Genomic DNA, 24604 nt, shown 5'->3' with positions numbered 1-24604 from the left:
TTTGAAGGAACACCACCTTAATACCTAGTAAAAAAGTCTTAGTTTAATTATCTTTCAATTGCTCCAACACGTCAACCAAATACTGGAAATGATTTAGTTGTGACTCAGCATTTCATACGCCTCGGAAATCTTTTGTTTCGTTTGCTCCGTTATTTCAAACCCTCTGCTATTATGCGCCGCTCCAATTGGATTATCCTGAAAATCTTGATACACACTCTTCTGCTCTTTATAAAGTTCAATCGCTTGTTCCGCATAAGTGATGTTATTTTCAGCAAAGTCAACCATTGCAGTAATCGCTGTTTCTACCATGTTAGCATCAAACGAATCAACAGCAATCGCTGCTTGATATCTAGCTATGGCCTTTTCTGTTTCTCCAATACTCTCCAGCATCACACCAGATTTATAAAGGACGAGCGAGTTATTTGGTTCCATCTGTGCTAGATATGTGCTGATTTCTACTACTTTCGGATGATATGCAGATTGTTGATGATGCTCTGCAAGCTGAATATAGACATCCCCTAAAGCGAATGAATAAGTATCACGATAGGGAGCCTTTTCCATCGTTTTTTCTAAAAAATGTTCTTTTGCTTGCAGATTCTCTGAATGCATGGCCTTTTGGTAAAATTGTTCTGCTTTCATAAATTGGTAGGAGAAAAAAACAGAAACCAACAACATGACAAAGAATGCATATAAGCCATAGGTATAAACGCCATTTTTAGTAGGGAGTTTCTGTTTTGTTTTTCTGGATTTTACGTCTGGTGTCAGTCCCATCACCAGTAACCAAAATAGAAAGAACCAGATTGTGCCATAGGACAGATTAAAATCAATGAAACTATGTATGAAAATGACTAAACTGGCAGTTAATACGGCGATATAGATGGTATTATCTGAATTGGCGACATAATTCTTCATCACTCGATAGTACAATAGGCCAAAAACAGCGATGAAAACAAGCAAGCCAATCCAGCCGATGTCGATAACAAATTCTAAATACTCATTATGAACTTTATTTGCCTGGTATGGCAGCTGCTGGTACTTTTTATAAAGCGACTCCCAAGCATTGCCACCAAACCCGATGAAGGGAGAATCTTTGCTCATCTCGATGGCATCTTCCATCATTACTATACGCTCTCTAGCAGTCGTGCTTTCACTGATGCTCGATAGTCGATCCTGCATTGATTCCGGCAGTGTTTGGTATACCTTCCCTTCAAAGCCAAAGTCGAGAAGGAGTAAAACAGCCAGGAAAACGATGATGATTGGAGCTAGAAGATGATAATGTTTTTTCTGGTTCAACTGTTCGATTGTCGTTGTTAATTTTCTACCAAGTTTTCCTTTTTCTATAAATAGAATTAGACCAGTTAACAGAATACTTAAAAATACTAGAGTCGCAGCAATGGGTAGGGATTCTGCATCTTGTATGAAAAATAGCATGAATAACGAACCAATCATCGAGAGAATCGTATAGGTTACATATTTCATTTGTAGGGATGGTTTGAGCATGAAAAGCCCAACAAACCAGGCTAATGGAAAGACTAGATACATTCCTCTTGAATAGGATTCAAAGAAGCCAACTAAAAACAGGATCAAAGGGAAAGAATACATACTCAGCAAAAGATAGGACGACTTTTCTTTTAAAACCATCATTAGTGAAAAGACATAAAAAACGATCATGACCATACCAAATGTGTTTGGATATTGGAAAACCCCAGCAAAGCGATCGAAAATAAATGCATGAGGAAATTCCATCCAGCCAAGCTCATTTGCTAACATATGTCCCACAATCCATATTCCTGTGAACTGGAAAACAATTGGAAGCAGTGTCTTTATATGTCGGTCGTGCAGTGAGGACCAATATAGCAGAAAGAAAAAGCCCGTATAACTCATCCAGCGTAATACAGAGTCCCATGCCCCTTGTTGATTTTCAGCGACAAACAAAGGGAGTAGAAACATAAATGGCAACAGACAAGCTAACCAAATTGGCTTTAGTGTATGTATTTCCTTTTTTATTACCAACGTGATAAATAACATAACAAATAACGCAAAAATGAGAACCTGAATACCGTAGAAATCCTTATCAAAATACAACCCTCGTTGATAAGGCGATAGAATAAAAATAAAAGATAAAAATAGAAAAACAAACCAATTCATGAAGCAACCCCCGACTCTAAGATGATAAAAATAATTATAACATGGGACAGAGGGACAGGTTCCTCGTCCCACATGTTTCATATAAAAAAGTCTTTCAGTAAAGGTGAAACATTGCGAACTTTTCACAAATTATCCACAAAGTCATATGGACAGCGCTTACAATTTAGTTCTAAAATAGAAGTATATGCCATAGAGGGACAGAGGGACAGGTTCCTTGTCCCCTAAATTGGGACAAGGAACCTGTCCCCCCGTCCCAGATTGGAGTGAATTAGTATTGAATCTGTTAGATATGGTTAGAGATGCTGGGGTTGTTGGGGCTGGTGGTGCTGGTTTTCCGACGTATAAGAAATTGGATGCTGAGGCAGAGTACATCCTTCTTAATGGTGCGGAGTGTGAGCCGTTGTTACGGGTGGATCAGCAGTTGATGGAGATATATCCGGATGAGATTATTAAAGGTTTTGAAATGGCAGGAAGATTTGTCGGTGCCAGGAAAGCATTGATTGGTATTAAAGAGAAACATAGAGAAGTAATTTCAATCTTAAAGAAGAGAATCCAAGCCCTAGAAGTTAGTGATTTCATGGACGTGAGAGAGCTAAAGGATGTTTATCCTGCTGGGGATGAGCAAGTTCTTGTGTATGATATAACAGGTAGAATTGTTCCAGAGGCGGGCATTCCGCTTGACGTTGGTTGTGTCGTAATAAATTCTGAAACCGCTTTAAATATTTATTATGCCTCCCAAAAGGTGCCGGTTACAGAAACATATATTACCGTTGCAGGTGATGTACCAGAGCGTTTAACGTTAAAAGTTCCAGTGGGGACACCGATTATGGACGTGTTAAAGCAGAGTGGGATAGAGGATTTTAATGAATATGCTGTTGTAGATGGTGGACCATTGATGGGAAGTGTCCTCGACCATTTACAGGGATATGTGACGAAAACAACCAAGGGATTCATCGTTCTCAACAAGCAGCATACCATCATTCAACGAAAATCGTTACCGATGGACCAAACGATGCGGATTAATAAGATCTGTACCCAGTGCCGTTTGTGTACAGACATGTGTCCTCGGTATTTATTAGGACATGATATGCAGCCACACAAGATTATGAGAGTAACAAACTATCAAATGGACAATTTAGAAGAAAAGAAGATTGCTTCCCTTTGCAGTCAATGTAATTTATGTGAATTATTCTCATGCCCGATTGGGATTTATCCAGCTCATGCTAATCTACATATGAAACAACAATTAGCTGAATCAGGAATGCGTTATGAACGAAAGAAAACAGAGTACCAGGTACGAGAGAATCGTACTTCACGATTGGTGCCGAGTAAGCGTTTGATTGCTAGATTGGCATTGACCGAGTTTGATAAACCCGCACCAATGACGGAAGTGGAGGTGACCCCAACTACGGTTTATATCGCCAAAAAGCAACATGTCGGAGCACCAGCTATACCGGTTGTAGCCGTCGGTGATAAGGTAGAAGCAGGTCAAATCATTGGAAAAATCCCAGATAATAGTTTGGGTGCTACGATTCACGCAAGTATTTCAGGGACAATAATCGAAACAGATGCTGATTTTATCGCAGTGAGGAGGGACTAAGATGGCAAAAGCAATAGGTGTCGTTGAATTTGTTAGTATTGCTCGAGGGATTTACACAGCTGACCAGATGGTAAAAGCAGCTGATGTGGATATTGTGACAGCCAATTCGAGCTGCCCTGGCAAGTATATTGCCATCATACACGGGGAAGTTGCAGCAGTAGAAGATTCGGTAAGAGTAGGAGAACGGATGGCTGGAGAGTATTTTGTTGATTCCATGATCATTCCTAATGTCAATCCAGAAGTTTTCCCAGCAATCGGCGGAGCAACCATGCCTGATGATATTCAAGCGCTCGGAATCATGGAGGCCTTTTCTATCGCAACCATGATTTTAGCTGCGGACGCAATTCTTAAGGCTGCCAATGTCCAAGCCATAGAACTTCGCCTGGGAAATGGAATTGGTGGAAAGGCATTCTTTACATTTACCGGAGATGTTGGTGCAGTAGAAGCAAGTATCGATGCGGGAAAAGCCATTGCCAAAGAAAAAGGCTTGTTAGTCAATGCAGAAGTAATCCCATCACCATATCCCAAACTCATCCCAACATTGTATTAGGGGACGGGGGGACAGGTTCCTTGTCCCCCCTCGGCGCTTCGCTTTTTGGGACAAGGAACCTGTCCCTCCGTCCCGTCCTTCGTTACGCGAAGAAAATTAGTGAAGGTTTTGTGAATTTACTAACAAACTTTTCAAAAAGTGATATATTTAAATTATCATACATTTAAGGAGTGAGTTTTAGATGACAAATATTGTTTTTGTATCACCAAGTAAGTATGTTCAAGGGAAAGATGCTTTAAAAGGTATTGGGGAACATGTGAAAACTTATGGAAGTAAACCACTCGTTTTATCAGATAGTGTTGTATGGGATCTTACAAAAGATGTAATAGAAAAAAGCTTCAAGAAAGAAGAATTAGAATATCATTATATAGAATTTAATGGAGAAGCATCCTTGAATGAAGTAAAACGTGTTGCTGATGATGGTGCAGCACATTCAGTGGATGTTGTCATTGGTTTAGGTGGCGGTAAGACCATTGATACAGCAAAAGCTGTTGCTGATGAATTAGATGCTGATTTAATTATCGCGCCTAGTACAGCTTCCACTGATGCTCCAACAAGTGCTTTATCTGTTATTTACAGTGATGATGGCGTTTTTGAATCGTACAAATTTTATAAGAAAAATCCAGACCTCGTCCTAGTTGACACAAGAGTTGTTGCTAATGCACCTGCCCGACTATTTGCATCAGGTATTGCGGATGCAATGGCAACATGGGTTGAAGCTAGAGCTACATACAAGAGTAATGGTGATGCGATGTCTGGTGGTAAACCAAGTATTGCAGCAAGAGCAATTGCTGAAAAATGTGAAGAAACTCTTTTTGAATATGGAAAAGCTGCATATAAAGCAGTTCAAAAAGGTCTTGTTACCAGTCAAGTAGAAGCAGTTGTGGAAGCGAATACATTACTTTCAGGTATTGGATTTGAAAGCGGAGGATTAGCTGCCGCACACGCTATTCATAATGGATTTACTGTACTAGAAGGCGACATTCATCACTTGACACACGGGGAAAAGGTAACATATGGTACATTGGTTCAATTAGTTTTAGAAAAACAACCAACAGAAGAAATTCTAAAATACATGAAGTTTTATCGTGAATTAGACTTACCTATTACATTAAACGAAATGCATTTAGATAAAGTGCCTTATGAAGATTTACTAAAAGTAGGTGCTGCTTCCACGCAAGATGGAGAAACAATGAGTAATCTTTCAGCTGACATTAAGGCAACAGATGTTGCGGATGCGATTATCGCAGTTGATCAAATCAGTCAGTTATTATAAGAGGATAAAGAGGCTGGACAAAGGGAAAAGTGGTTAATATACGAACAACGATTAGCGTAGGAATATGCTTAGATTCCTTGAAAAAAATAATTTTTCTAAGATTGCTAGGGTGCTGTTAAAGCATATCTGGAAGCGATAATAAAGGTGAGACTACAGTGCATTTGCACGCGTTGTAGGCTCACCACTAACTAAGGAAAATGGTTATTTTCCAGATTGAGTATCGCACACAAAAGGTTCGTATTCTAACTTTAATGTTGCTCCAGCCTCTTATTGTATAACGTTTAATACAGTTAAATACCATGTGAAGCCCGTTTAATGATTAATCGATGAAATGGTGAATGATCGTAGAGGTGAATGCGGTGGAAAGTATGAATCTTGGCCAAATAATTGATACAAAGAGGTTACAGGAAATACAGGATAAGTTCAGTAATGCGACAGGCTTATCCGCCATTACCGTTGATTTCCGCGGAGTTCCTGTAACAAGTTATAGTAATTTTACGTCTTTCTGTATGGAAATTAGAAAGACAAAAACATACGAGGATAGGTGTCATCGGTGTGATGCGTATGGAGGAATAGAAGCTTCGCGCAAGGATTCACCATACATCTATCGCTGTCATGCGGGGCTAGCTGATTTTGCCATACCAATTAAAGTAAAGGGACAGTTTATCGGCTCTGTGCTTGCAGGACAAGCGAAGCTCAATGAAACTGATTTAAAGAAAATAGATCATATGATTACTGAAATTACCTATTGGGAAAACAACGAAAAATTAACAGATGCCTACAACAAACTCCCGGTGACTTCGTTAGAAAAAGTAGATGCAGGTGCGAAGTTACTAGAATCAATTATTAGCACTTTAATCGAAAAGGATATCATTAAATATATTCAGGAAAATCTAAACGAAAAGAATAATAAATTAATGCAGCAAATGCAGGAACAAAAGAATCTAGAGAGGGACTTGGAGGAGAAAGAACGAACAGCTTTACAGCCACGCATCAATGTCAACTTTCTGCAAAACTCATTAAATACTGCCTCAAGACTTTCTATTCTAGAAAATGCCGAAAAAACGACAGATACATTATATGATATTTCGGATATTCTTCAATATACAGTTCAACAGACCAATCAATTGGTTAAAATGGAAGAAGAAATAGCTCATATTAGACGTTACCTTAATTTGCAAATGCTGCGATTTGGCGATAGATTTCAATATGAGTTGGATATTGATCAAAAAGTATTAGATAGAGAAATACCTTCTCTTATCCTTCAATCAATTGTGGACAATGCACTTATTCATGGCTTGGAAACAAAGAATGGAAATGGATTTTTACGCATATTGGCTGATGTCGTTGATGAAGATATCATTATAAAAATTATGGATAATGGAGTTGGCATTCCAACGAAGATCTTGGAACAAATTCAACTTGATCAGTTTCAAAAAATGAATGACTCAACTAGTCTGACAACAGGAATGGATTTATTTACGATCAAGCTGATTTTAAAACATCATTATGGAAACGATTTCAAAATGACGATAACTAGTTATATACACAAAGGTACTTCGGTTATTTTAATGATACCTAAGGAGTCTAATTGATGCTATGCTAACTATATTATTGGTAGATGATGAATATTTGGAGAGAGAAGCATTTAAGAAATTAGTAGATAAAATAGATATGGAAGCAGCTATTATTGGAGAAGCAGTGAATGGAGAAGAAGCAGTAAGTTTAGCAAGAAACCTTGATCCGGATTATATATTCATAGATGAAAGATTGCCAAAACTAAGAGGATCAGAAGCGGCGAAAATAATAAAGGAAAATAATCCAAATCAACGAATCTATCTAATGACTATCCATACCAAATCAGAATTCGCTTCAAGTAATAATTCCATTGATGGGATTATTTCCAAGCCGATACGCCAGAAATATATACAAACAATCCTCTCCTCTTATAAAATCAATCATGATGAGATATTATACTCCAAAGGGGGATTGTTGCAGCACTTGCTTCAAGCCATCCAAATGGAAGATTATAGAGAATCAAGGGATTGGCTAAGTCAATTAGTCCAGCAATTACTAAAGATGGATCGAGGAATAGAGAACTTTCATAGTGCTGTGAAAATTATTATGGAAAGTATGCTTGCCATTTGTGAGGCCAAAGGTTTGCTTAGATATATACCTGACCAGAATTGGGAGCAAGAAATAACGACTTACAATGCAGGGATCCTGCTTGAGAACTTCTTAAAAGATATTTTCCAAGTTATCATTGAAAAGCAACCTGTCACTTCCAAAAGGGAGATTAATCTGATTCTTAATTATATTGAATTGCATTATATGGAAGGCATTAGTTTAGAAGATATCGCAGAATTTGTCCACTTAAGTCCTCATTATGTTAGCAGGTTGTTTAAAAGAGAAGTACAGACAACGTTTGTTAATTATGTTACAGATAGAAAAATAGAACACGCAAAAGTGCTTTTAAAAAATACCGATATTCCTGTTGTTAATATTGCGATGAAACTTTCTTTTCAAGAACATACGTATTTTAGCAAAGTCTTTAAGAAAGCTGTTGGTCAAACACCGACAGAATACCGTAACCAATTCAGAAATGCACAACCTAATTTATCCAATGCATTCAATAATAAGATTCATATGAATTGGTACATATAATACCATCGCTTCTGGGCGATGGTATTTTTGTGTTCCATATTGACAGATTTCCAGAGCAATGAATTTTCCTATGTTCTCACTTTCAACTTCATTCGTCCCTCTCATGTTCTTTCCTACTATTTATGATGATTCTCTTCTTCCCTCCATGTCTTGATGGAGACTGAGTAGATTAAAGGACAAAAAATTACCACCGGCTAATAAACTGTAAAAATTTTATCCATCTCGTGCAAAAAAGTCCCACTCATCTGCTGGATTTTAAGTGTAGATTTTATCATAATCTGACAATAAACTACCGAGATTTAACCGTTTGTATCCAGTAAACTTTTTTCAAGAGCAATTTTTTCTTCTATTGCTCACAATCATCTAATACAAGGAGGTTTTTTTCATGATTAAAGAAGCGTTAGGTATGGTAGAAACGAAAGGTCTGGTTGGTTCAATTGAAGCGGCAGATGCGATGTTAAAAGCGGCGAATGTAGCACTTGTCGGCTATGAAAAAATTGGATCTGGACTTGTAACGGTTATGGTTCGGGGAGATGTCGGTGCTGTTAAAGCAGCTACAGATGCTGGAGTAGCAGCAGCGCAAAAGGTTGGAGAAGTTGTATCCACTCATGTAATCCCTAGACCACATACAGAAGTAGAACTTATCCTGCCGAAGACGAATGAAGGGGAATAATAATAGGAGGTGGAAAGTATGAGCGAACATAATATTGACGCAATTATCAACGAAGTAATGAAAAAAGTTGGAAATCAATCAACGGAAGTAAAAAAAGAAGGAAATGACGTGAATAAGACAGTGAGTTTGACAGAATTCGTTGGTACGAGTGAAGGGGATACAATCGGGCTTGTTATTGCAAACGTTGACAATTCCCTGCACGAAGCAATGAATTTAGATAAAAAGTATCGTTCTATTGGTATAATCGGTGGTCGAACTGGTGCTGGACCACAGATTATGGCTGCAGATGAAGCAGTTAAAGCTACCAATACAGAAATTCTAGCTATCGAACTTCCTCGCGATACGAAAGGTGGAGCTGGACACGGAAGTTTAATCATCTTCGGTGCAGAAGATGTGGCTGATGCTAGAAGAGCAGTAGAGGTTGCTTTAAAAGAATTAAAGAGAACCTTTGGGGATGTTTACGGGAATGATGCAGGTCATATCGAATTGCAGTATACGGCCAGAGCCAGTTATGCCTGTGAAAAAGCATTTAATGCAACTGTCGGAAAATCTTTTGGATTGGTAGTTGGTGCTCCTGCAGCGATCGGTGTCGTCCTTGCAGATACGGCAGTAAAAGCGGCAAATGTCGATGTCATCAGTTATAGTTCACCTACGCAAGGAACGAGTTTTACGAACGAAGTGATTTTATCATTCTGTGGAGATTCTGGTGCGGTTAGACAAGCATTAATCGCTGCTAGGGAAGTAGGAGTGGAGCTATTAGGCGCAATGGGCAGTGAGCCTGTTTCGACTACGACGCCTTATATCTAATTTATTTTATAGGAGGAATATGACATGAAATCTAAGCGCTTTCAAGTTTTAGCAGATCGTCCAGTTAATAAGGACGGTTTTGTTAAAGAATGGCCTGAAGTCGGTTTTATTGCAATGGAAAGCCCGAATGACCCAAAACCAAGTATAAAAATCGAAAATGGAAAAGTTGTCGAGTTGGATGGTAAAAAACGAGAGGAATTCGATTTTATCGACCGTTTTATTGCTGACTATGGAATCAATCTTGACCATGCAGAAGAAGTAATGAACATGGATTCATTGGAATTAGCAAGAATGCTTGTTGATATTAACGTCCCTAGAGAAAAAATTGTACCGCTAACAACAGCAATGACTCCTGCAAAAATTGTAGAAGTAGTAGAAAAGCTAAATGTCGTTGAAATGATGATGGCATTGCAGAAAATGCGTGCAAGAAAGACCCCTTCCAATCAATGTCATGTTACCAACGTGAAAGATAACCCAGTTCTGATTGCTGCAGATGCTGCAGAAGCTGCCATTCGTGGTTTCGACGAGCAGGAAACAACATTAGGAATTGTTCGCTATGCTCCACTTGCAGCACTTGCCATATTAGTTGGTGCCCAAACAGGACGTGGCGGCGTTATTACACAATGTTCTGTGGAAGAGTCAACAGAACTTCAATTAGGAATGAAGAGTCTTTCCTTATATGCTGAAACCGTTTCTGTTTATGGTACGGAACCTGTATTCGTTGATGGAGATGACACACCTTGGTCGAAAGGATTTTTAGCATCGGCATATGCATCCCGAGGAATGAAGATGAGATTTACTTCTGGATCTGGTGCAGAAGTACAAATGGGGTATGCTGACGGAAAATCCATGCTGTATCTCGAAGCCCGCTGTATTTTTGTCACAAGAGGTGCCGGATCACAAGGTCTGCAAAATGGATCCATTAGTTGCATCGGTGTACCAGGAGCAGTTCCATCCGGCATTCGTGGAGTCCTAGCTGAAAATTTAATTACGACCATGCTTGATTTAGAAGTTGCTTCCGGGAATGACCAAACCTTCTCCCACTCTGATATTCGAAGAACAGCACGTACATTAATGCAAATGCTACCTGGAACAGATTTCATTTTCTCTGGATATAGTGCAACACCAAACTATGACAACATGTTTGCTGGTTCCAATTTCGATGCGGAGGATTTTGATGACTATAATGTACTGCAACGTGACCTCAAAGTGGATGGAGGATTACGACCTGTTTCCGAAGAAGATACCATTGCTGTACGTAACAAGGCGGCAAAAGCCATTCAGGCGATTTTTGAAGAACTTGGATTGCCACAGGTTACTGATGAAGAAGTAGAGGCAGCTACATATGCACACGGTAGCAAGGATGTACCAGACCGTCATGTAGTAGAGGATTTACGTGCGGCAGAAGAAATTATGAACAGTGATATTACTGGATTAGATGTAGTTAAAGCATTACAAAAACATGGTTTCACCGATGTTGCACAAAATGTCTTAAATATGCTGAAACAACGTGTTTCTGGTGACTACTTGCATACGTCAGCAATAGTAGATAAAGATTTTCACATCGTAAGTGCCGTTAATAATTTAAATGACTATCACGGCCCGTCTACAGGCTATAAGATAAGTGACGAACGCTGGGAAGAAATCAAAAACATTCCACTTGCGCTAAATCCAGAAGATATTGATTAATGGTTCTTATACTACAAGAAAGAGGTGTACGTTATGGAAGTTAATGAAAAAATGATTCGTCAAGTAATCGAAGAAGTTTTAGCAGGTATGCAGCAAGAAAAAGATACCACACCTCAAAGCGCCGCAACTCCTTCTCATAATGAAGAATTGTTTGCTGAAGGAGGCAATGCAGAGCGTGGAACTCGGAAAGACGAGGTAGTGGTTGCTGTTGCACCGGCTTTCGGTAAATATCAAACAGATACCATTGTCCATGTTCCACACCGAGAAGTAATTAGAGAGGTTATCGCTGGTATTGAAGAAGAGGGACTAACCGCACGCTTGATTAGAGTTAAAAGAACATCTGATGTTGCTTTTGTCGCTCATGATGCAGCAGAATATAGTGGTTCTGGCATTGGTATCGGTATTCAATCAAAAGGAACCACCGTTATCCATCAGAAAGATTTGGTTCCCTTAAGTAATTTGGAATTATTTCCACAAGCACCTTTGCTTACCTTAGAAACGTTTCGCTTGATTGGAAAAAATGCTGCCAAATACGCAAAAGGGGAATCACCAAATCCAGTTCCAACAATGAATGATCAAATGGCTAGACCAAAATACCAAGCAATTGCTGCCTTACTGCATATTAAAGAAACGCAATATGTAGAAAAACATACTAAACCAGTAGCTCTTGAACTTAAATAATTTCCGAATTAGTGGAGGTGTCACACATGAATGAAAAGCTATTAGAAGAAATGATTAAAGAAGTAATCTCATCCATGGGAAATGGAGAGAATGCACCAGCAACACCTAAGATAACAAAAGATAGATTAACAACAGAAGATTATCCAATACAGGAAAAACACCCAGAAATGATAAAAACACCTACAGACATACCATTGGATGAAATTACAATGGATAAGGTGGTCAATGGAGATATCACTTCAAAAGACATACGTGTAGCTCCTGAAACACTCGAGTTGCAGGCACAAGTTGCAGAATCTGCAGGAAGGATACCTTTAGCCAAAAACTTAAGAAGAGCTGCTGAATTAGCGGTTATACCAGATACAAGAATTTTGGAAGTGTATAACGCACTAAGGCCTAATCGCTCAACAAAAGAAGAATTATTAGCTATTGCTGATGAACTGGAATATCAGTACAAAGCCAAAATTAACGCTAATTTTGTCCGCGAAGCTGCGGATGTGTATATGGAAAGAGATATCCTTCGCGTTGATTAAGTAAATGGTGGGTACGATACAGGAGGTATAACAATGAACTTAATTGCAGGAGTTGATATTGGCAATGCAACAACAGAGGTTGCCATTGCTAATGTTTCTGATAGGAACCGCCAGGACTTTCTTGCGAGCGGTATCGTCAAAACTTCCGGTATTAAAGGCACCCGCCAAAATATCCATGGAGTTATTGCTGCCTTGAAGCAGGCCTTGAAAAAACTTGATAGATCTATAGAGGACTTAAAGTTAGTCCGAGTGAATGAAGCAGCGCCAGTAATAGGGGACGTGGCAATGGAGACGATAACAGAGACGATAATTACGGAGTCAACCATGATAGGCCATAACCCCTCTACTCCTGGAGGTATGGGGCTAGGTATCGGAGTGACCGTACCAATAAAAGATTTACAATATAGTAAACCAAATGAAGAAGTAATTGTCCTTATTCCTAGAACAGTAGACTTCGAGGATGCAGCTAAGTCGATGAATTTTGTACTTCATCAAGGCGTCAATATAAATGGAGCTATTGTTCAAAAGGATGATGGAGTGTTAATAAACAATCGTCTGGAGAAGAAAATTCCAATCGTGGACGAAGTTAAATTAATCGATAAAGTACCTATAGGCATGAAAGCAGCACTAGAAGTAGCTCCTGCTGGTGGTGTGGTAGAAGTTTTATCTAATCCATATGGAATTGCAACCGTTTTCGAATTAAGCGGGGAAGAGACGAAAATGATTGTTCCTATTTCACGAGCTCTAATCGGGAACAGGTCTGCTGTTATCATCAAGACGCCTAAGGGGGATGTGAAAGAAAGACATATCCCTGCAGGTAAAATTTTCTTTGAAGGAAAGAAAAGAAGAGCGGAAATAAATGTCGATGAAGGCGCAAAGAAAATGATGGATACATTAAATGCAACTGCACCTGTAAATGATATTAAAGGGGAACCCGGAACCAATGCGGGTGGAATGCTGGAGCGTGTGCGACAGGTTATGTCAGAACTAACGAAGCAGCATCCCCGAGATATTATGATTCAAGATATGTTGGCTGTTGACACCTTTGTACCGCAAAAGGTAAAGGGAGGGCTTGCAGAGGAATTTTCCATGGAGAATGCAGTCGGTATTGCTGCAATGGTAAAAGCAGATAAATTGCAGATGCAAATGATTGCAGATGAATTGGAAAAAGAATTGGACGTACAAGTGGAGGTTGGTGGAGTAGAAGCAGACATGGCCATTCGCGGGGCTTTATCTACCCCAGGTACCAATATTCCAGTTGCCATCTTAGATTTAGGGGCTGGTTCAACGGATGCTTCCTTTATGAATAAAGAAGGAAAAGTGAAATATGTACACTTAGCTGGTGCCGGCAATATGGTAACGATGCTCATTAACTCAGAGCTCGGGCTGGATGATATGGCATTAGCTGAAGATATTAAAAAATATTCCCTGGCAAAAGTGGAAAGCTTATACCATATTCGACATGAAGATGGAACGGTCCAATTTTTCGAACATCCACTAGATCCCAAAATTTTCGCCAGAGTAGTTATTTTAAAGAAAAACGAAATGATACCTATTCCTTATGATTTCTCCATAGAAAAACTGCGGATGGTAAGACGTCAAGCTAAAGAAAAAGTGTTTGTGACAAATGCCTTACGATCATTGCGAATGGTGTATCCAACAGGAAATGTTAGAGATATAGAATTCGTTGTTTTATTAGGTGGTTCTTCCCTTGATTTTGAAGTGCCACAACTCATTACGGATGCCTTATCTCAACATGGTGTCGTTGCAGGAAGAGGTAATATTCGAGGAATAGAAGGACCGAGAAATGCTGTTGCAACTGGACTAATTTTATCGATGAATGAAAAAGGGGGAGATTCCCTTTGAATCGATTAGAAAAAGATAAGCCTACCATTCAAATTCTAGTCAGTCATTCTATTGGAGAGGGGCAGATAATGGAATTATTGTATGGAATGGAGGAAGAAGAAGTCCCTTTTACTGTACAGAGATTAAAAGAAGATACAGCCATTCAACTAGGTTATCAAGCAGCTTGCAGTTCTAGGTTAGGGGTTGGAATAGGCGTGGGATCGGATTATTCAGTGATTTTACATTATGAAAAATTACTAAAAGAAGAGCCTTTGTTTCAAATGAACATCTTGGACCATTCTTTAAGTCTACGAGCGTTAGGGGCTAATGCCGCGCGTTTGGTGAAGGGAATGCCCTTTAAAGAATTAGATATAAAGGAGCCTCCCATCCAAAATGATAGATTGCCAGAAAAACAAGAGTCCATCACTAAAAATAGAATTGCTTCCATCATAAGAAGAGTATTATCTGAAGCAGAGTAAGGAGGGATACCCAATGTCAACTACACTAGGATTGGTTGAAACTTTTGGGCTTCCAGTTGCTATTACCGCAGCAGACGCAGCGGCAAAGTCAGCCAATGTACGCATTCTTGATTATGAGTTAACAAAAGGCAGTGGGCTAGTAACTGTTAAATTCGAAGGGGACGTTGCTGCGGTTAAGGCAGCTTTGGATGCGGCAGTTGCAGCTGCATCTCGAGTAGGCAAGGTTTACAGTAAACTTGTTATACCGCGACCAAGCAATCAGCTTCATATATTTACAGACGAGTCAGAGGATCTGCCAATTGAAGAAACGAGCAAACAAGAAGAAAAGAATAGGGACCAGGTGGAAGAAGTAAATTCAGCAGAAGTAGCTTCAATAGATGAGCGAGATATACCAGAAACCGAAACAGACGTTGCTCCAATCCAGGAAACAAATCATGCCAATGAGGGGCAAGAAAAGGAAATGAATAGCGAAGAACAACCAGTAACTGTAGGGATAGGAGATCAAGAAGAACTAGTCAAGAAAGAGCTAGACGAGGTTTGCAACATTTGTCACGATCCTACCTGTCCTAGACGAAAAGGTGATTTAAGAAGTTTATGTATTCATTACAATGACTAGGAGGAATTATCCATGGGCGAAGCATTAGGAATGATTGAAATGAAAGGTTTAGTAGGTGCCATGGAAGCGGCCGACGCCATGACAAAGTCTGCCAACGTCGAATTAGTTGGATATGAAAAAATTGGGTCTGGACTCGTTACCATTATGGTAAGAGGAGATGTAGGTGCTGTCAAAGCCTCTACGGATGCAGGTGCTGCGGCTGCAGAAAAGGTAGGAGAACTTATCTCCGTCCATGTTATCCCAAGACCCCATAAAGATGTAGAACAAATTATCTCGCATTGATTGGTCACCAGTAAGGAGGGCTAAAGATGGAAAGGGAAAAATTAATTGAAAAAGTGACTGTAGAGATTCTTAGAAGATTAGAAAAAGAATCACAGGCCCCTTCTACGACTGTTGGTGTATCCAATCGACACATTCACTTAAGTCAGGGTGATTTAGAAGCACTTTTTGGGAAGGGATATAGATTAAGCAAATGGAAAGACCTAAAACAACCTGGGCAATTTGCGGCAAAAGAAACCGTCACGATTGTAGGAACAAAAGGGGAACTTAATAAAGTCCGTATACTTGGACCAATACGCCAAAAAACACAGGTAGAAATATCGAAAACCGATGCGTACACACTTGGAATTCGAGCGTTCATTCGGGAGTCTGGTGATATCGAAAATACTCCAGGTATCGTTATAAAAGGTCCAAATAATATCATTGGGATTAATGAAGGCGTCATTATAGCCAAAAGGCATATTCACATGCCACCAGCTTTTGCCAAGCAGCATAGCTTCCGTGATAAACAAATGGTTTCGGTTCGATTTGAAGGAGAACGGGCACTTGAATTTGATAATGTTGTGATTCGAGTATCTGATCAGTTTGTAAATGAAATGCATATAGATACCGACGAAGCAAATGCTGGAAACATAAAGAATGGCGATGTAGGAAGAATAGTGAAAGACTAAGCGAGGTTAAAAGGCCTATGTCAATCGATATGGAAAAAGTAAATCAGTATATTCATAGCTTTGCAGAACGAATTCAAAAGCCAGCGAAACTAAGTTCTAATGAAAAAGTTAAAGTGGGCGTAGATTTAGGAACGGCTAATATAGTGTTGGCAGTTTTAAATGAGGAGAATAAACCGATTGCGGGTTCCATTTATCCTGCGTCCGTTGTTAGAGATGGTCTTGTTGTGGATTATGTAGGGGCAGTGGACATTGTGAAAAACTTGAAAAAAGAGATAGAAGCACAACTAGGTTTGAATTTGACTACTGCTGCTGGTTCTGTCCCACCAGGAACCATGGGAAACGATAAAAAGGCAATCAAAAATATACTAGAATCAGCAATGTTTGATGTTTCATCCATTATAGACGAGCCTACTGCTGCAGCTTCTGTATTAGGGATCCAAGATGGCGCAGTTGTTGATGTTGGTGGAGGAACGACAGGGATTAGCATCTTACAAGATGGTGAAGTTATTTATACTGCGGATGAACCAACTGGTGGTACTCATATGTCACTGACGATAGCAGGTTACTATGACATATCTTTTGAAGAAGCAGAAGCACGGAAGAAGGATAAAAAACAAGGAGAGGCTGTTTTCCCCATTATTAAACCAGTAGTAGAAAAAATGGCTTCCATCACGAAACGTCATATTACTGGTTTCGATATAGATACCATCTATATCGTTGGTGGTTCCTCCAGTTTTCATTCATTTACGGATGTTTTTACACAGCAAATTGGAATATCTTGCCTAAAGCCAGTACATCCTCTTTTTATTACTCCTTTAGGCATTGCCATGAATGGCTAAAATTCGAGGTGAGTAAACGTGAAAACAGATGATGTCATTAATTTAATTGTTGATAGAGTCCTTGCCAAACTTCAAGAAAGAGAGCATCAGGCTCTTGTTGTTTTTACAGGTGGAGCAATTGGATTTCATGAATCCATGGAACAATTAAAAAAGCTCCAGAAAAATGGTTGGAAGCTAAAGGTCGTACTTTCGAGTAGTGCGGAACATATTGTCACTAAAGAACTAATTCAAAAGGAACTTTCGATAAAAACTGTCTATGTAGAAAGTGAGAATAAAGGTATCCAATTCCTTTCTCAAGACTCTTCTATTTTACTCATTCCAACATTAACAATGAATACGGCCGCTAAGGTAGCCCTTGGTATTTCAGACAGTCTTGCCACAAATATTATTTCAAAATTTCTGATGGAAGGGCTCCCAATCATTGCTGCTGAAGATGCTTGTACACCGGAACACCCTTTCCGTCTGAAAGCAGGAAGAAAAATGCCATCGTCTAGCTATATAAATATGTATGATGAGTATTTAACAAGACTGGAGGATTTTGGGATAAAACTAGTTGGTGCAGAACATATACAGAAGTCTGTCATTCACTATCAGCAAACAAGATTTTACGAAAAACAAGTAAAATCAACAACTAATCAAACAGTAATCAACACCGATAAGAAACAGGTTATTACCAGACAAGATGTGATGAGAGCGAGAGAAAATGGAGGCGTACTAACTATTCATTCGAATACGATTGTTACTCCTCTAGCTATAGAAACTGCCAATTCTGCAGGTGTCAAGATAGTAAGGTCAGGTGAATGAAATGTATATAGGCAGAGTAATAGGGAATATTGTGGCAACCACTAAAGATGAAAGCTTGCTAGGTAGGAAAATGCTAATTGTTGAAAAATTAAATGTTGATTTACAGGTGGAAGGATCTTCTGAGATTGCTATTGATACAGTTGGAGCGGGAAATGGAGAAATCGTCCTCCTCACGAAGGGAAGTTCTGCAAGGATTATTACTGGAAAGGAATCTGCAGTAGATACTGCTATTGTTGCCATTATTGATAGTGTCGAAGTAGATAAATAGGGGGAGGTATACTTCATGGCAATCTATACGAAAAAAGGAGATGGAGGAGAGACAGGGCTTTTGGGCGGTTCTAGAATAGAAAAAGATAGTCTGAAAGTATCTTGTTACGGAACCCTAGATGAAGCCAATGCCTCTTTAGGTTTAGCCTATTCTCTTATAACGGACGAAGAATTAAAGAAAAGCATAAAAAATATCCAAGCAAAGATTTTTGTTATAGGAGCAGAGCTTGCAAGTGACGAGAAAGGAAAGGATTTACTAACCAATAAAATTAAGAGGGCGGATATTTCCTACTTGGAAAAAACGATTGATCGTTTAGATAAGAAACTTGGACCTCTTCATAAGTTTATTATCCCTGGGGAAACAACTGCTTCTGCTGCTTTACATCAAGCTAGATCCATCATTCGCAGGGCAGAAAGACTTATCGTGAAATTGGATAGGCTGGAGACAGTTCGAGATGAATTAAAGAAATATATGAACCGGCTTTCGGATACAGTTTTCATGCTAGCAAGGACAGAAGCGAATCATTGTTTCATAGAGCAAGTAAAACAAAAAGTAGTTCAAAAGTTGAATCAGGGAGACAAGGTTGAATTGTGTTTGAAAACGGCCAAAAAATTGGCAGAATGGGCTGAAGAGGCTGCCAGTAAGATCAATGTTCCGATTACCTTTACAGTTGTTGATGAACATGGGAATACCATCCTCTTGCATCGAATGGAAGGAAGTTTGCTGGCAAGTATAGATCTATCTGAAAATAAGGCATATAGTGCACTTGCTTTAAAAATGCCAACCCATGAGATTTCTGAACAAGCGCAACCTGGTGCAGATTTATATGGGATATCCGCTACCAATCAAAACCGGATTGTAACGTTTGGTGGAGGTTACCCACTAATATTGAATGGACGTGTAGTTGGCGCCATTGGAGTAAGTGGAGGAACAGTACAAGAAGATAGAAAAATTGCAGAAGAAGTGTTAGGGCAATTCAATAAAGTATTGAGGTGAGAAGATGAGTATGGAGTTGAATGATTTAAAAACCCTTGTTTCCAAAGTAATACACGAAATCGATCGTCATGAACAAGAAGTAACGACCACGGCACATGGCGTTTTTTTGGATATGAACGATGCCATTGAAGCTGCAGATAAAGCACAGAAAGAATTAGTGAAACTTACGCTGGAACGCAGACAAAAGATTATTCAAGCGATTAGAAACGTTTCAAGAGGAAATGCAGAGTTGTTTTCAAAAATGGCAGTTGAAGAATCAGGCATGGGAAGAATAGACGATAAAATAATAAAGAATAAGATGGCTGCAGATTATACGCCAGGCATAGAGGATTTGAAATCTGATTCCTTTACAGGAGATAATGGATTAACGGTTGTTGAATTATCTCCATACGGGGTAATTGGCTCTATCACCCCAACAACGAATCCAACAGAAACGGTAATATGCAATGCGATTGGAATGATAGCAGCAGGAAATGCGGTGGTATTCAGTCCGCATCCCAGAGCCAAAAATACATCGTTAAAAGCTATTCAATTACTTAATGAAGCGATTGTTGCAGCCGGAGGACCAGCAAATTTAATTACGACGGTAAACGACCCAACCATCCAACAAGCTGACGTCCTTATGAACCACAAAAAGATTAGAATGATAGTAGCAACAGGTGGACCAGGGTTAGTGAAAGCAGCACTGTCAACTGGTAAAAAAGCCATAGGTGCAGGGGCTGGGAATCCCCCAGCGGTTGTGGACGAAACAGCTGATATTGAAAAAGCAGCGAAAGATATCATTGATGGGTGCAGTTTTGACAATAACCTCCCATGTACTTCTGAAAAAGAAGTAATAGTCGTTGAATCTGTTGCCGATTATTTAATTTTTAGTATGAAAAAACAAGCTGTTTATACCATAGAAGACAAACAAGAGTTAAGAAAACTAGAAGAATTAATTATGGTAGATGGCAAACCAAACAGAGAATTCGTAGGAAAGGATGCGGCCTATATCCTAAATCAAATTGGCATTCAATGTGATAAAGAAGTACGTGCCATCATTATGGAAACAGATGCTGACCACCCTTTTGTACAAGAAGAACTAATGATGCCGGTACTGCCAATCGTTCGAGTGAGTAGTTTTGATGCAGCGGTAGATTTAGCGGTAGAGGTAGAACATGGTTTTAGACATACTGCAATCATGCATTCCAAAAATGTCGATCATCTAACTAAATTTGCAAGGGCCATTCAGACAACTATATTTGTGAAAAATGGACCATCTTATGCAGGAATTGGTGCTGGTGGAGAAGGCTATTCTACATTTACTATAGCTGGTCCTACAGGAGAAGGGCTGACATCCGCAAAGGACTTTGCTAGAACGAGGCGTTGTGTATTGGTGGATGGTTTGTTTATTCGATAGTAAGTGTTCAGTTTTAGTCCATTTCCAATGCATCATTTTCTAATCAAATAATTGCAATAAAGGGGGTGAATTTGAAGTCTATGTACAATTTTTATGTAGGACCAGAAATTATCAATGGAGAACATACACTGAATTACTTAGGAAATATGGAAGATAAAAATATTCTTATAATAACAGATCAATCCATGATCAAGTTAGGCATTATTTCAAAGGTAGAAGAAATAATCAAACCAAAAGGTAATGCTTATCAAATTTTTTCTGATGTAGAATCTGACCCATCCCTGGAAATAGTGAAAAAAGGATTATCGGTTTTTACGAAAGAAAAGCCTGATATCTTATTAGCGATAGGTGGAGGGTCGGCCATCGATGTGGCAAAAGTGGTCCTGTATTTCTCCATTCAAATACAAAAGCAATTAGTCGAAGCTGCGTTTATTAAAAAACCAACATTCATCGCCATTCCCACAACAAGCGGTTCAGGTTCAGAGGTAACATCCTATACGGTTGTAACCGATAGCGAAAGGAAATTGAAGATTCCGATAAAGGACCGTTTAATGATACCTGATGTGGCTATTTTAGATGAAAGTCTGACAGAATCCCTACCCCCTAAACTCACTGCTGAGACTGGAATGGACGTGCTGACACATGCACTGGAGGCAATGGTCTCGAAAAAAGCAACGGTATTTACCGATGTATTAGCGGAAAAGGCTATTCACTTGGTGTTTACCCACTTGCCGCAAGCGTATCATTATGGGCATGACCTCTTTGCAAGAAGACAATTGCATATTGCGTCCTGTATGGCAGGAATTGCATTTGAAAATGCTTCGTTAGGAATTAATCATAGCTTAGCCCATGCCATTGGTGCAAAATTTCATCTGTCCCATGGAAAAAGCAATGCGATATTGCTTCCCTATGTTATTGCCTATAATGCTGGGCTCACAGATGGATCTTTGAAGCATTCGACGGCTGCTGAAAAATATGCTGAGATTGCAAAAGGGATTGGTTATTCAGGAGAATCGACCGAACAAGGTGTAAAATGTTTGATGATGGAAATTACCAAACTAAATCAAACACTCTCCATTCCCATTTCATTGAACAAGATGTTAATAGATAAAAATATTTTTGAGAAGCATTTGCCTAAAATGGCTAAATCAGCGATGAAGGATATATGTACGAGAGATAACCCGAAAAAGGCTTGTGAAAGAAGTTTGACGGAAATTCTGAAAAGTGCATATTAAAGAAGTTTGTCTATTCCCTTATTTCATAGAAGGGTGTATAATCTTAGTAACAACTAGAATTTTTGCTATCAAGATTGAACAAATTCATATGATGTATAGATTTGGAGGAGGGAAATTTGGTGAAAATCCAATGCGGTCCCGCCACTGTGAATGATGTCGAATCACTTATTTGATATCAGAAGCCAGGATAACTATCTCCCCAAGTTTTACACCATTGTAAACCTACGCGGATAGGGAGGTGTGTATGTTCGGAAAATCTTTTCGGACTGCGGTTCAATGTGAACATCTCTATCGTAGAGATGTTTTTTTAATTTTACAGCAATTAAATCTATCAAAGAAAAGGATGAGAAACTGATGAATAAATGGATGATGCGTATAGCTGTTATTTTGGGATTGGCCTTATTTTTAGTAGGATGTGGTTCAGGGGAAAATACGGAAGATGCAGAGGAAACAGACACAGCTGCAGATACCGAACAAGCGGAAAGTGCGGAAAGTTCTGATGCGGTAGAGGAAACTGTAACGATTACCATTTCAGAAAATGAAGGAGAAACAACCATTACGGAAAAGGAAGTACCGGTTGAAGAAGGCGCGGTTTTATTAGATGTCATGAAGGAAAACTTTGAAATTGAAGAACAAGAAACATTTATTACTTCGATCGATGGCAAAGCTCCGGCAGAAGGAGAAGAAAAATCGTGGATGTTTTTTATAAATGATGAAATGCCAACGGTTGGCGCAGGAGATTACGAATTAAATCCTGGCGATGAAGTGGTATTTGATTTACAAGCGTGGAAATAGGCCATGAACACGTATAAATTGACGCTCGTTGCCCTGCTCGCCTCTCTTGCTGTCGTTGGCAGATTTGCTTTTGCTTTTCTCCCAAATATTCAGCCGGTAACATCGTTAATTATCATTGCGGGACTATTCCTAGGTCCACTCGCAGCCGCTATTATGGCTATTTTAACAACTTTTCTGTCTAATATCTTATTGGGTATGGGGATTTGGACGGTTTGGCAAGTCGTCGCCTGGGTATTCATTGGTGTAATAAGTGGGTTCATAGGGAAATCCAAAAGAAAAACCCCGACATTAGTCATAGTTCTATATGCAGCTTTTAGCGGATATTTCTATGGGTTGATTATTTCTCTAGTAACCTATCAAGTAGCCGGGAAATTTTGGCCCTATTACCTAGCAGGCCTACCCTTTGACACCTACCACGCTGTCGGAAATGCCATGGTTATGCTAGTTTTCTACCCAATCGTATCCAAATTCTTTATCAAATACGCCCAAGACCGATTCACCATCCAAGGGAACCAAAACACCAAGCGGGGGACAGAGGGACAGGTTTGATGTCCCAGATTTGCGGGGACAGGTTTGTGGGGGGACAGGGGGACAGGTTCCTCGTCCCCACACGGTGGGACAAGGAACCTGTCCCTTCGTCCCACTGTACGTTTTCCTCCAATACAGGTATGATAGTTGAGGAGGTTGATAGAATGAACACAATTATTTTCGATGTGGATGATACGTTATATGATCAGGCCATGTCCTTTAAAAATACATGTAAGAGAATGATCGATAAGTCTTTTACAGAGAAAGAACTAGATGAGCTTTATATTATTAGTCGGAAGTATAGTGACTCTCTTTTTGATAAATGTGAAGCTGGCGAGATGTCTGTACAAGAAATGCATATCCGCCGGGTTACGGATGCATTTGAGGAGGTTGGTATCACTGTCAGCACTGGAAAGGCAATCGAATTTCAGGAAGCATATGTAGAAGAGCAGCAAAAGATATTTTTGTTCGATGAAGTAGTAGAGCTGTTGGATTTCCTGCATAAGCAGGGGAAGCAATTAGCTATTTTAACAAATGGATCGGAAGGCCATCAGTCGATGAAGATTAAGCAACTTAATTTAAGCAGATGGATTCCAGATGAACATACATTTATTTCCGGAGCTATTGGTTATGCCAAACCAACACAAGAAGTTTTTCGTATTATAGAAGATAAGCTACAGTTGGACAGGGCTACTACCGTGTACGTGGGCGATTCCTTTGCTAATGATATGGTTGGAGCGAAACAAGCAGGCTGGAATGCTGTTTGGATGAATCATCGTAAGCGGGAAATGCCTGAAAACACAGTAGTACCGGATAAAGTTGTATATAATGCTGAGGAGCTGCTGAAGTTGTTTGGCGGCAAATAAAATGGGGACGATTTTCGATTGCCTTTAACAGGCGTACGGAAATCGTCTCTTTTTTACGTTCTTTTATTATTTCTTTCATTTCCCGGGGAATATCGACAATATTATTTAAAGTGTGTGTGGGTTGTGGTGTGGGACGGGGGGACAGGTTCCATAGCCATCAAGCTAACAAAAAATAATGAATACAAATCATTAATTTTTGTTAGCTTTTTCTCTTTTTGTTTTTCTAAATAATTTTCTGCATGCGGAAATAAGCCTCCTAAGGAAACTTTATTTTCAGACTTCATTTTCCTAAGGGATTAGTCATTTGCTTCGGATACGTTTGGTTTATATGCGATATTTAAAATATCAAATACGGTTTCTTTC

25 protein-coding genes and 1 riboswitch are annotated in these 24604 nt (G+C 39.4%); of the genes, 24 read left to right on the top strand and 1 reads right to left on the bottom strand.

The genetic code is table 11. The annotated features are described in order from the left end of the window. Positions 1 to 93 precede the first annotated feature (93 nt). Complete coding sequence (locus D8M06_RS17955) at positions 94 to 2148, bottom strand: O-antigen ligase family protein (protein ID WP_158591824.1); 2055 nt, start codon at positions 2146 to 2148, stop codon at positions 94 to 96. A 214-nt stretch (positions 2149 to 2362) separates the two neighbouring features. Between D8M06_RS17955 and D8M06_RS17950 the strand changes: the two genes are divergently transcribed. The 24 genes from D8M06_RS17950 to D8M06_RS17835 all read left to right on the top strand — a co-directional run bounded on the left by D8M06_RS17950 (position 2363) and on the right by D8M06_RS17835 (position 24241). Then, entirely contained in the window at positions 2363 to 3748 is a 1386-nt protein-coding gene (locus D8M06_RS17950) for a 4Fe-4S dicluster domain-containing protein (protein WP_206613299.1), read from the top strand. 1 nt (position 3749) lies between these two features. Then, positions 3750 to 4298 (top strand): BMC domain-containing protein, encoded by a 549-nt coding sequence (locus D8M06_RS17945; protein WP_121205965.1) that lies wholly within the window; start codon positions 3750 to 3752, stop codon positions 4296 to 4298. A gap of 181 nt (positions 4299 to 4479) precedes the next feature. Continuing rightward, on the top strand, positions 4480 to 5574 hold the full coding sequence (locus tag D8M06_RS17940) for a glycerol dehydrogenase (protein WP_121205964.1): 1095 nt from the start codon (positions 4480 to 4482) through the stop codon (positions 5572 to 5574). 368 nt (positions 5575 to 5942) lie between these two features. Beyond that, entirely contained in the window at positions 5943 to 7169 is a 1227-nt protein-coding gene (locus D8M06_RS17935) for a sensor histidine kinase (RefSeq protein ID WP_241558991.1), read from the top strand. A gap of 4 nt (positions 7170 to 7173) precedes the next feature. Next, positions 7174 to 8238 (top strand): helix-turn-helix domain-containing protein, encoded by a 1065-nt coding sequence (locus D8M06_RS17930; protein WP_121205962.1) that lies wholly within the window; start codon positions 7174 to 7176, stop codon positions 8236 to 8238. 385 nt (positions 8239 to 8623) lie between these two features. Beyond that, positions 8624 to 8911, top strand: a complete 288-nt coding sequence (gene pduA / locus D8M06_RS17925) for a propanediol utilization microcompartment protein PduA (RefSeq protein ID WP_121205961.1) — start codon at positions 8624 to 8626, stop codon at positions 8909 to 8911. Positions 8912 to 8929: 18 nt separating this feature from the next. Then, positions 8930 to 9718 carry a propanediol utilization microcompartment protein PduB gene (pduB, locus tag D8M06_RS17920; RefSeq protein WP_121205960.1) on the top strand — a complete coding sequence of 263 codons (789 nt, stop codon included), beginning with the start codon at positions 8930 to 8932 and terminating at the stop codon, positions 9716 to 9718. A gap of 24 nt (positions 9719 to 9742) precedes the next feature. Further along, on the top strand, positions 9743 to 11407 hold the full coding sequence (locus D8M06_RS17915; protein WP_121205959.1) for a propanediol/glycerol family dehydratase large subunit: 1665 nt from the start codon (positions 9743 to 9745) through the stop codon (positions 11405 to 11407). A gap of 33 nt (positions 11408 to 11440) precedes the next feature. Further along, entirely contained in the window at positions 11441 to 12088 is a 648-nt protein-coding gene (locus tag D8M06_RS17910; protein ID WP_121205958.1) for a propanediol/glycerol family dehydratase medium subunit, read from the top strand. Positions 12089 to 12114: 26 nt separating this feature from the next. Continuing rightward, entirely contained in the window at positions 12115 to 12621 is a 507-nt protein-coding gene (locus tag D8M06_RS17905; RefSeq protein ID WP_121205957.1) for a diol dehydratase small subunit, read from the top strand. A gap of 33 nt (positions 12622 to 12654) precedes the next feature. After that, positions 12655 to 14487: a diol dehydratase reactivase subunit alpha gene (locus D8M06_RS17900; protein ID WP_121205956.1), complete on the top strand. Its 1833-nt coding sequence runs from the start codon at positions 12655 to 12657 to the stop codon at positions 14485 to 14487. After that, on the top strand, positions 14484 to 14945 hold the full coding sequence (locus D8M06_RS17895; protein WP_206613298.1) for a glycerol dehydratase reactivase beta/small subunit family protein: 462 nt from the start codon (positions 14484 to 14486) through the stop codon (positions 14943 to 14945). The genes D8M06_RS17900 and D8M06_RS17895 overlap by 4 nt, the downstream gene beginning before the upstream one ends. A 13-nt stretch (positions 14946 to 14958) precedes the next feature. Continuing rightward, a complete protein-coding gene (locus D8M06_RS20320) occupies positions 14959 to 15561 on the top strand; it encodes a BMC domain-containing protein (protein WP_121205955.1) in 603 nt (200 codons plus the stop codon). 12 nt (positions 15562 to 15573) lie between these two features. Beyond that, a complete protein-coding gene (locus tag D8M06_RS17885; RefSeq protein WP_121205954.1) occupies positions 15574 to 15843 on the top strand; it encodes a BMC domain-containing protein in 270 nt (89 codons plus the stop codon). A 26-nt stretch (positions 15844 to 15869) separates the two neighbouring features. Beyond that, entirely contained in the window at positions 15870 to 16511 is a 642-nt protein-coding gene (locus D8M06_RS17880; RefSeq protein ID WP_121205953.1) for a phosphate propanoyltransferase, read from the top strand. A 17-nt stretch (positions 16512 to 16528) separates the two neighbouring features. Further along, on the top strand, positions 16529 to 17350 hold the full coding sequence (gene eutJ, locus D8M06_RS17875; RefSeq protein ID WP_121205952.1) for an ethanolamine utilization protein EutJ: 822 nt from the start codon (positions 16529 to 16531) through the stop codon (positions 17348 to 17350). 18 nt (positions 17351 to 17368) lie between these two features. Beyond that, complete coding sequence (locus D8M06_RS17870) at positions 17369 to 18154, top strand: flavoprotein (RefSeq protein WP_121205951.1); 786 nt, start codon at positions 17369 to 17371, stop codon at positions 18152 to 18154. A gap of 1 nt (position 18155) precedes the next feature. Continuing rightward, a complete protein-coding gene (locus tag D8M06_RS17865; protein WP_121205950.1) occupies positions 18156 to 18422 on the top strand; it encodes a EutN/CcmL family microcompartment protein in 267 nt (88 codons plus the stop codon). 15 nt (positions 18423 to 18437) lie between these two features. Further along, positions 18438 to 19418: a cob(I)yrinic acid a,c-diamide adenosyltransferase gene (locus tag D8M06_RS17860; RefSeq protein ID WP_121205949.1), complete on the top strand. Its 981-nt coding sequence runs from the start codon at positions 18438 to 18440 to the stop codon at positions 19416 to 19418. Between the two features lie 4 nt (positions 19419 to 19422). Further along, on the top strand, positions 19423 to 20817 hold the full coding sequence (locus tag D8M06_RS17855) for an aldehyde dehydrogenase family protein (RefSeq protein ID WP_194074653.1): 1395 nt from the start codon (positions 19423 to 19425) through the stop codon (positions 20815 to 20817). 80 nt (positions 20818 to 20897) lie between these two features. Further along, positions 20898 to 22052: a 1-propanol dehydrogenase PduQ gene (locus D8M06_RS17850; RefSeq protein WP_121205947.1), complete on the top strand. Its 1155-nt coding sequence runs from the start codon at positions 20898 to 20900 to the stop codon at positions 22050 to 22052. A 63-nt stretch (positions 22053 to 22115) separates the two neighbouring features. Continuing rightward, positions 22116 to 22265, top strand: a riboswitch (cobalamin riboswitch). A 141-nt stretch (positions 22266 to 22406) separates the two neighbouring features. After that, positions 22407 to 22847: a DUF4430 domain-containing protein gene (locus D8M06_RS17845; RefSeq protein ID WP_121205946.1), complete on the top strand. Its 441-nt coding sequence runs from the start codon at positions 22407 to 22409 to the stop codon at positions 22845 to 22847. 3 nt (positions 22848 to 22850) lie between these two features. Beyond that, positions 22851 to 23396, top strand: coding sequence for an ECF transporter S component (locus tag D8M06_RS17840; RefSeq protein ID WP_121205945.1), 546 nt, complete (start codon positions 22851 to 22853; stop codon positions 23394 to 23396). A gap of 143 nt (positions 23397 to 23539) precedes the next feature. Further along, positions 23540 to 24241 (top strand): HAD family hydrolase, encoded by a 702-nt coding sequence (locus D8M06_RS17835; protein ID WP_121205944.1) that lies wholly within the window; start codon positions 23540 to 23542, stop codon positions 24239 to 24241. Positions 24242 to 24604 lie beyond the last annotated feature (363 nt).

This window comes from Oceanobacillus halophilus, from assembly GCF_003628505.1.
Lineage (GTDB): Bacteria > Bacillota > Bacilli > Bacillales > Amphibacillaceae > Oceanobacillus > Oceanobacillus halophilus.
The sequence above is the reverse complement of the archived record's forward strand: the minus strand, read 5'-3'. Positions and strand labels throughout refer to the sequence as shown.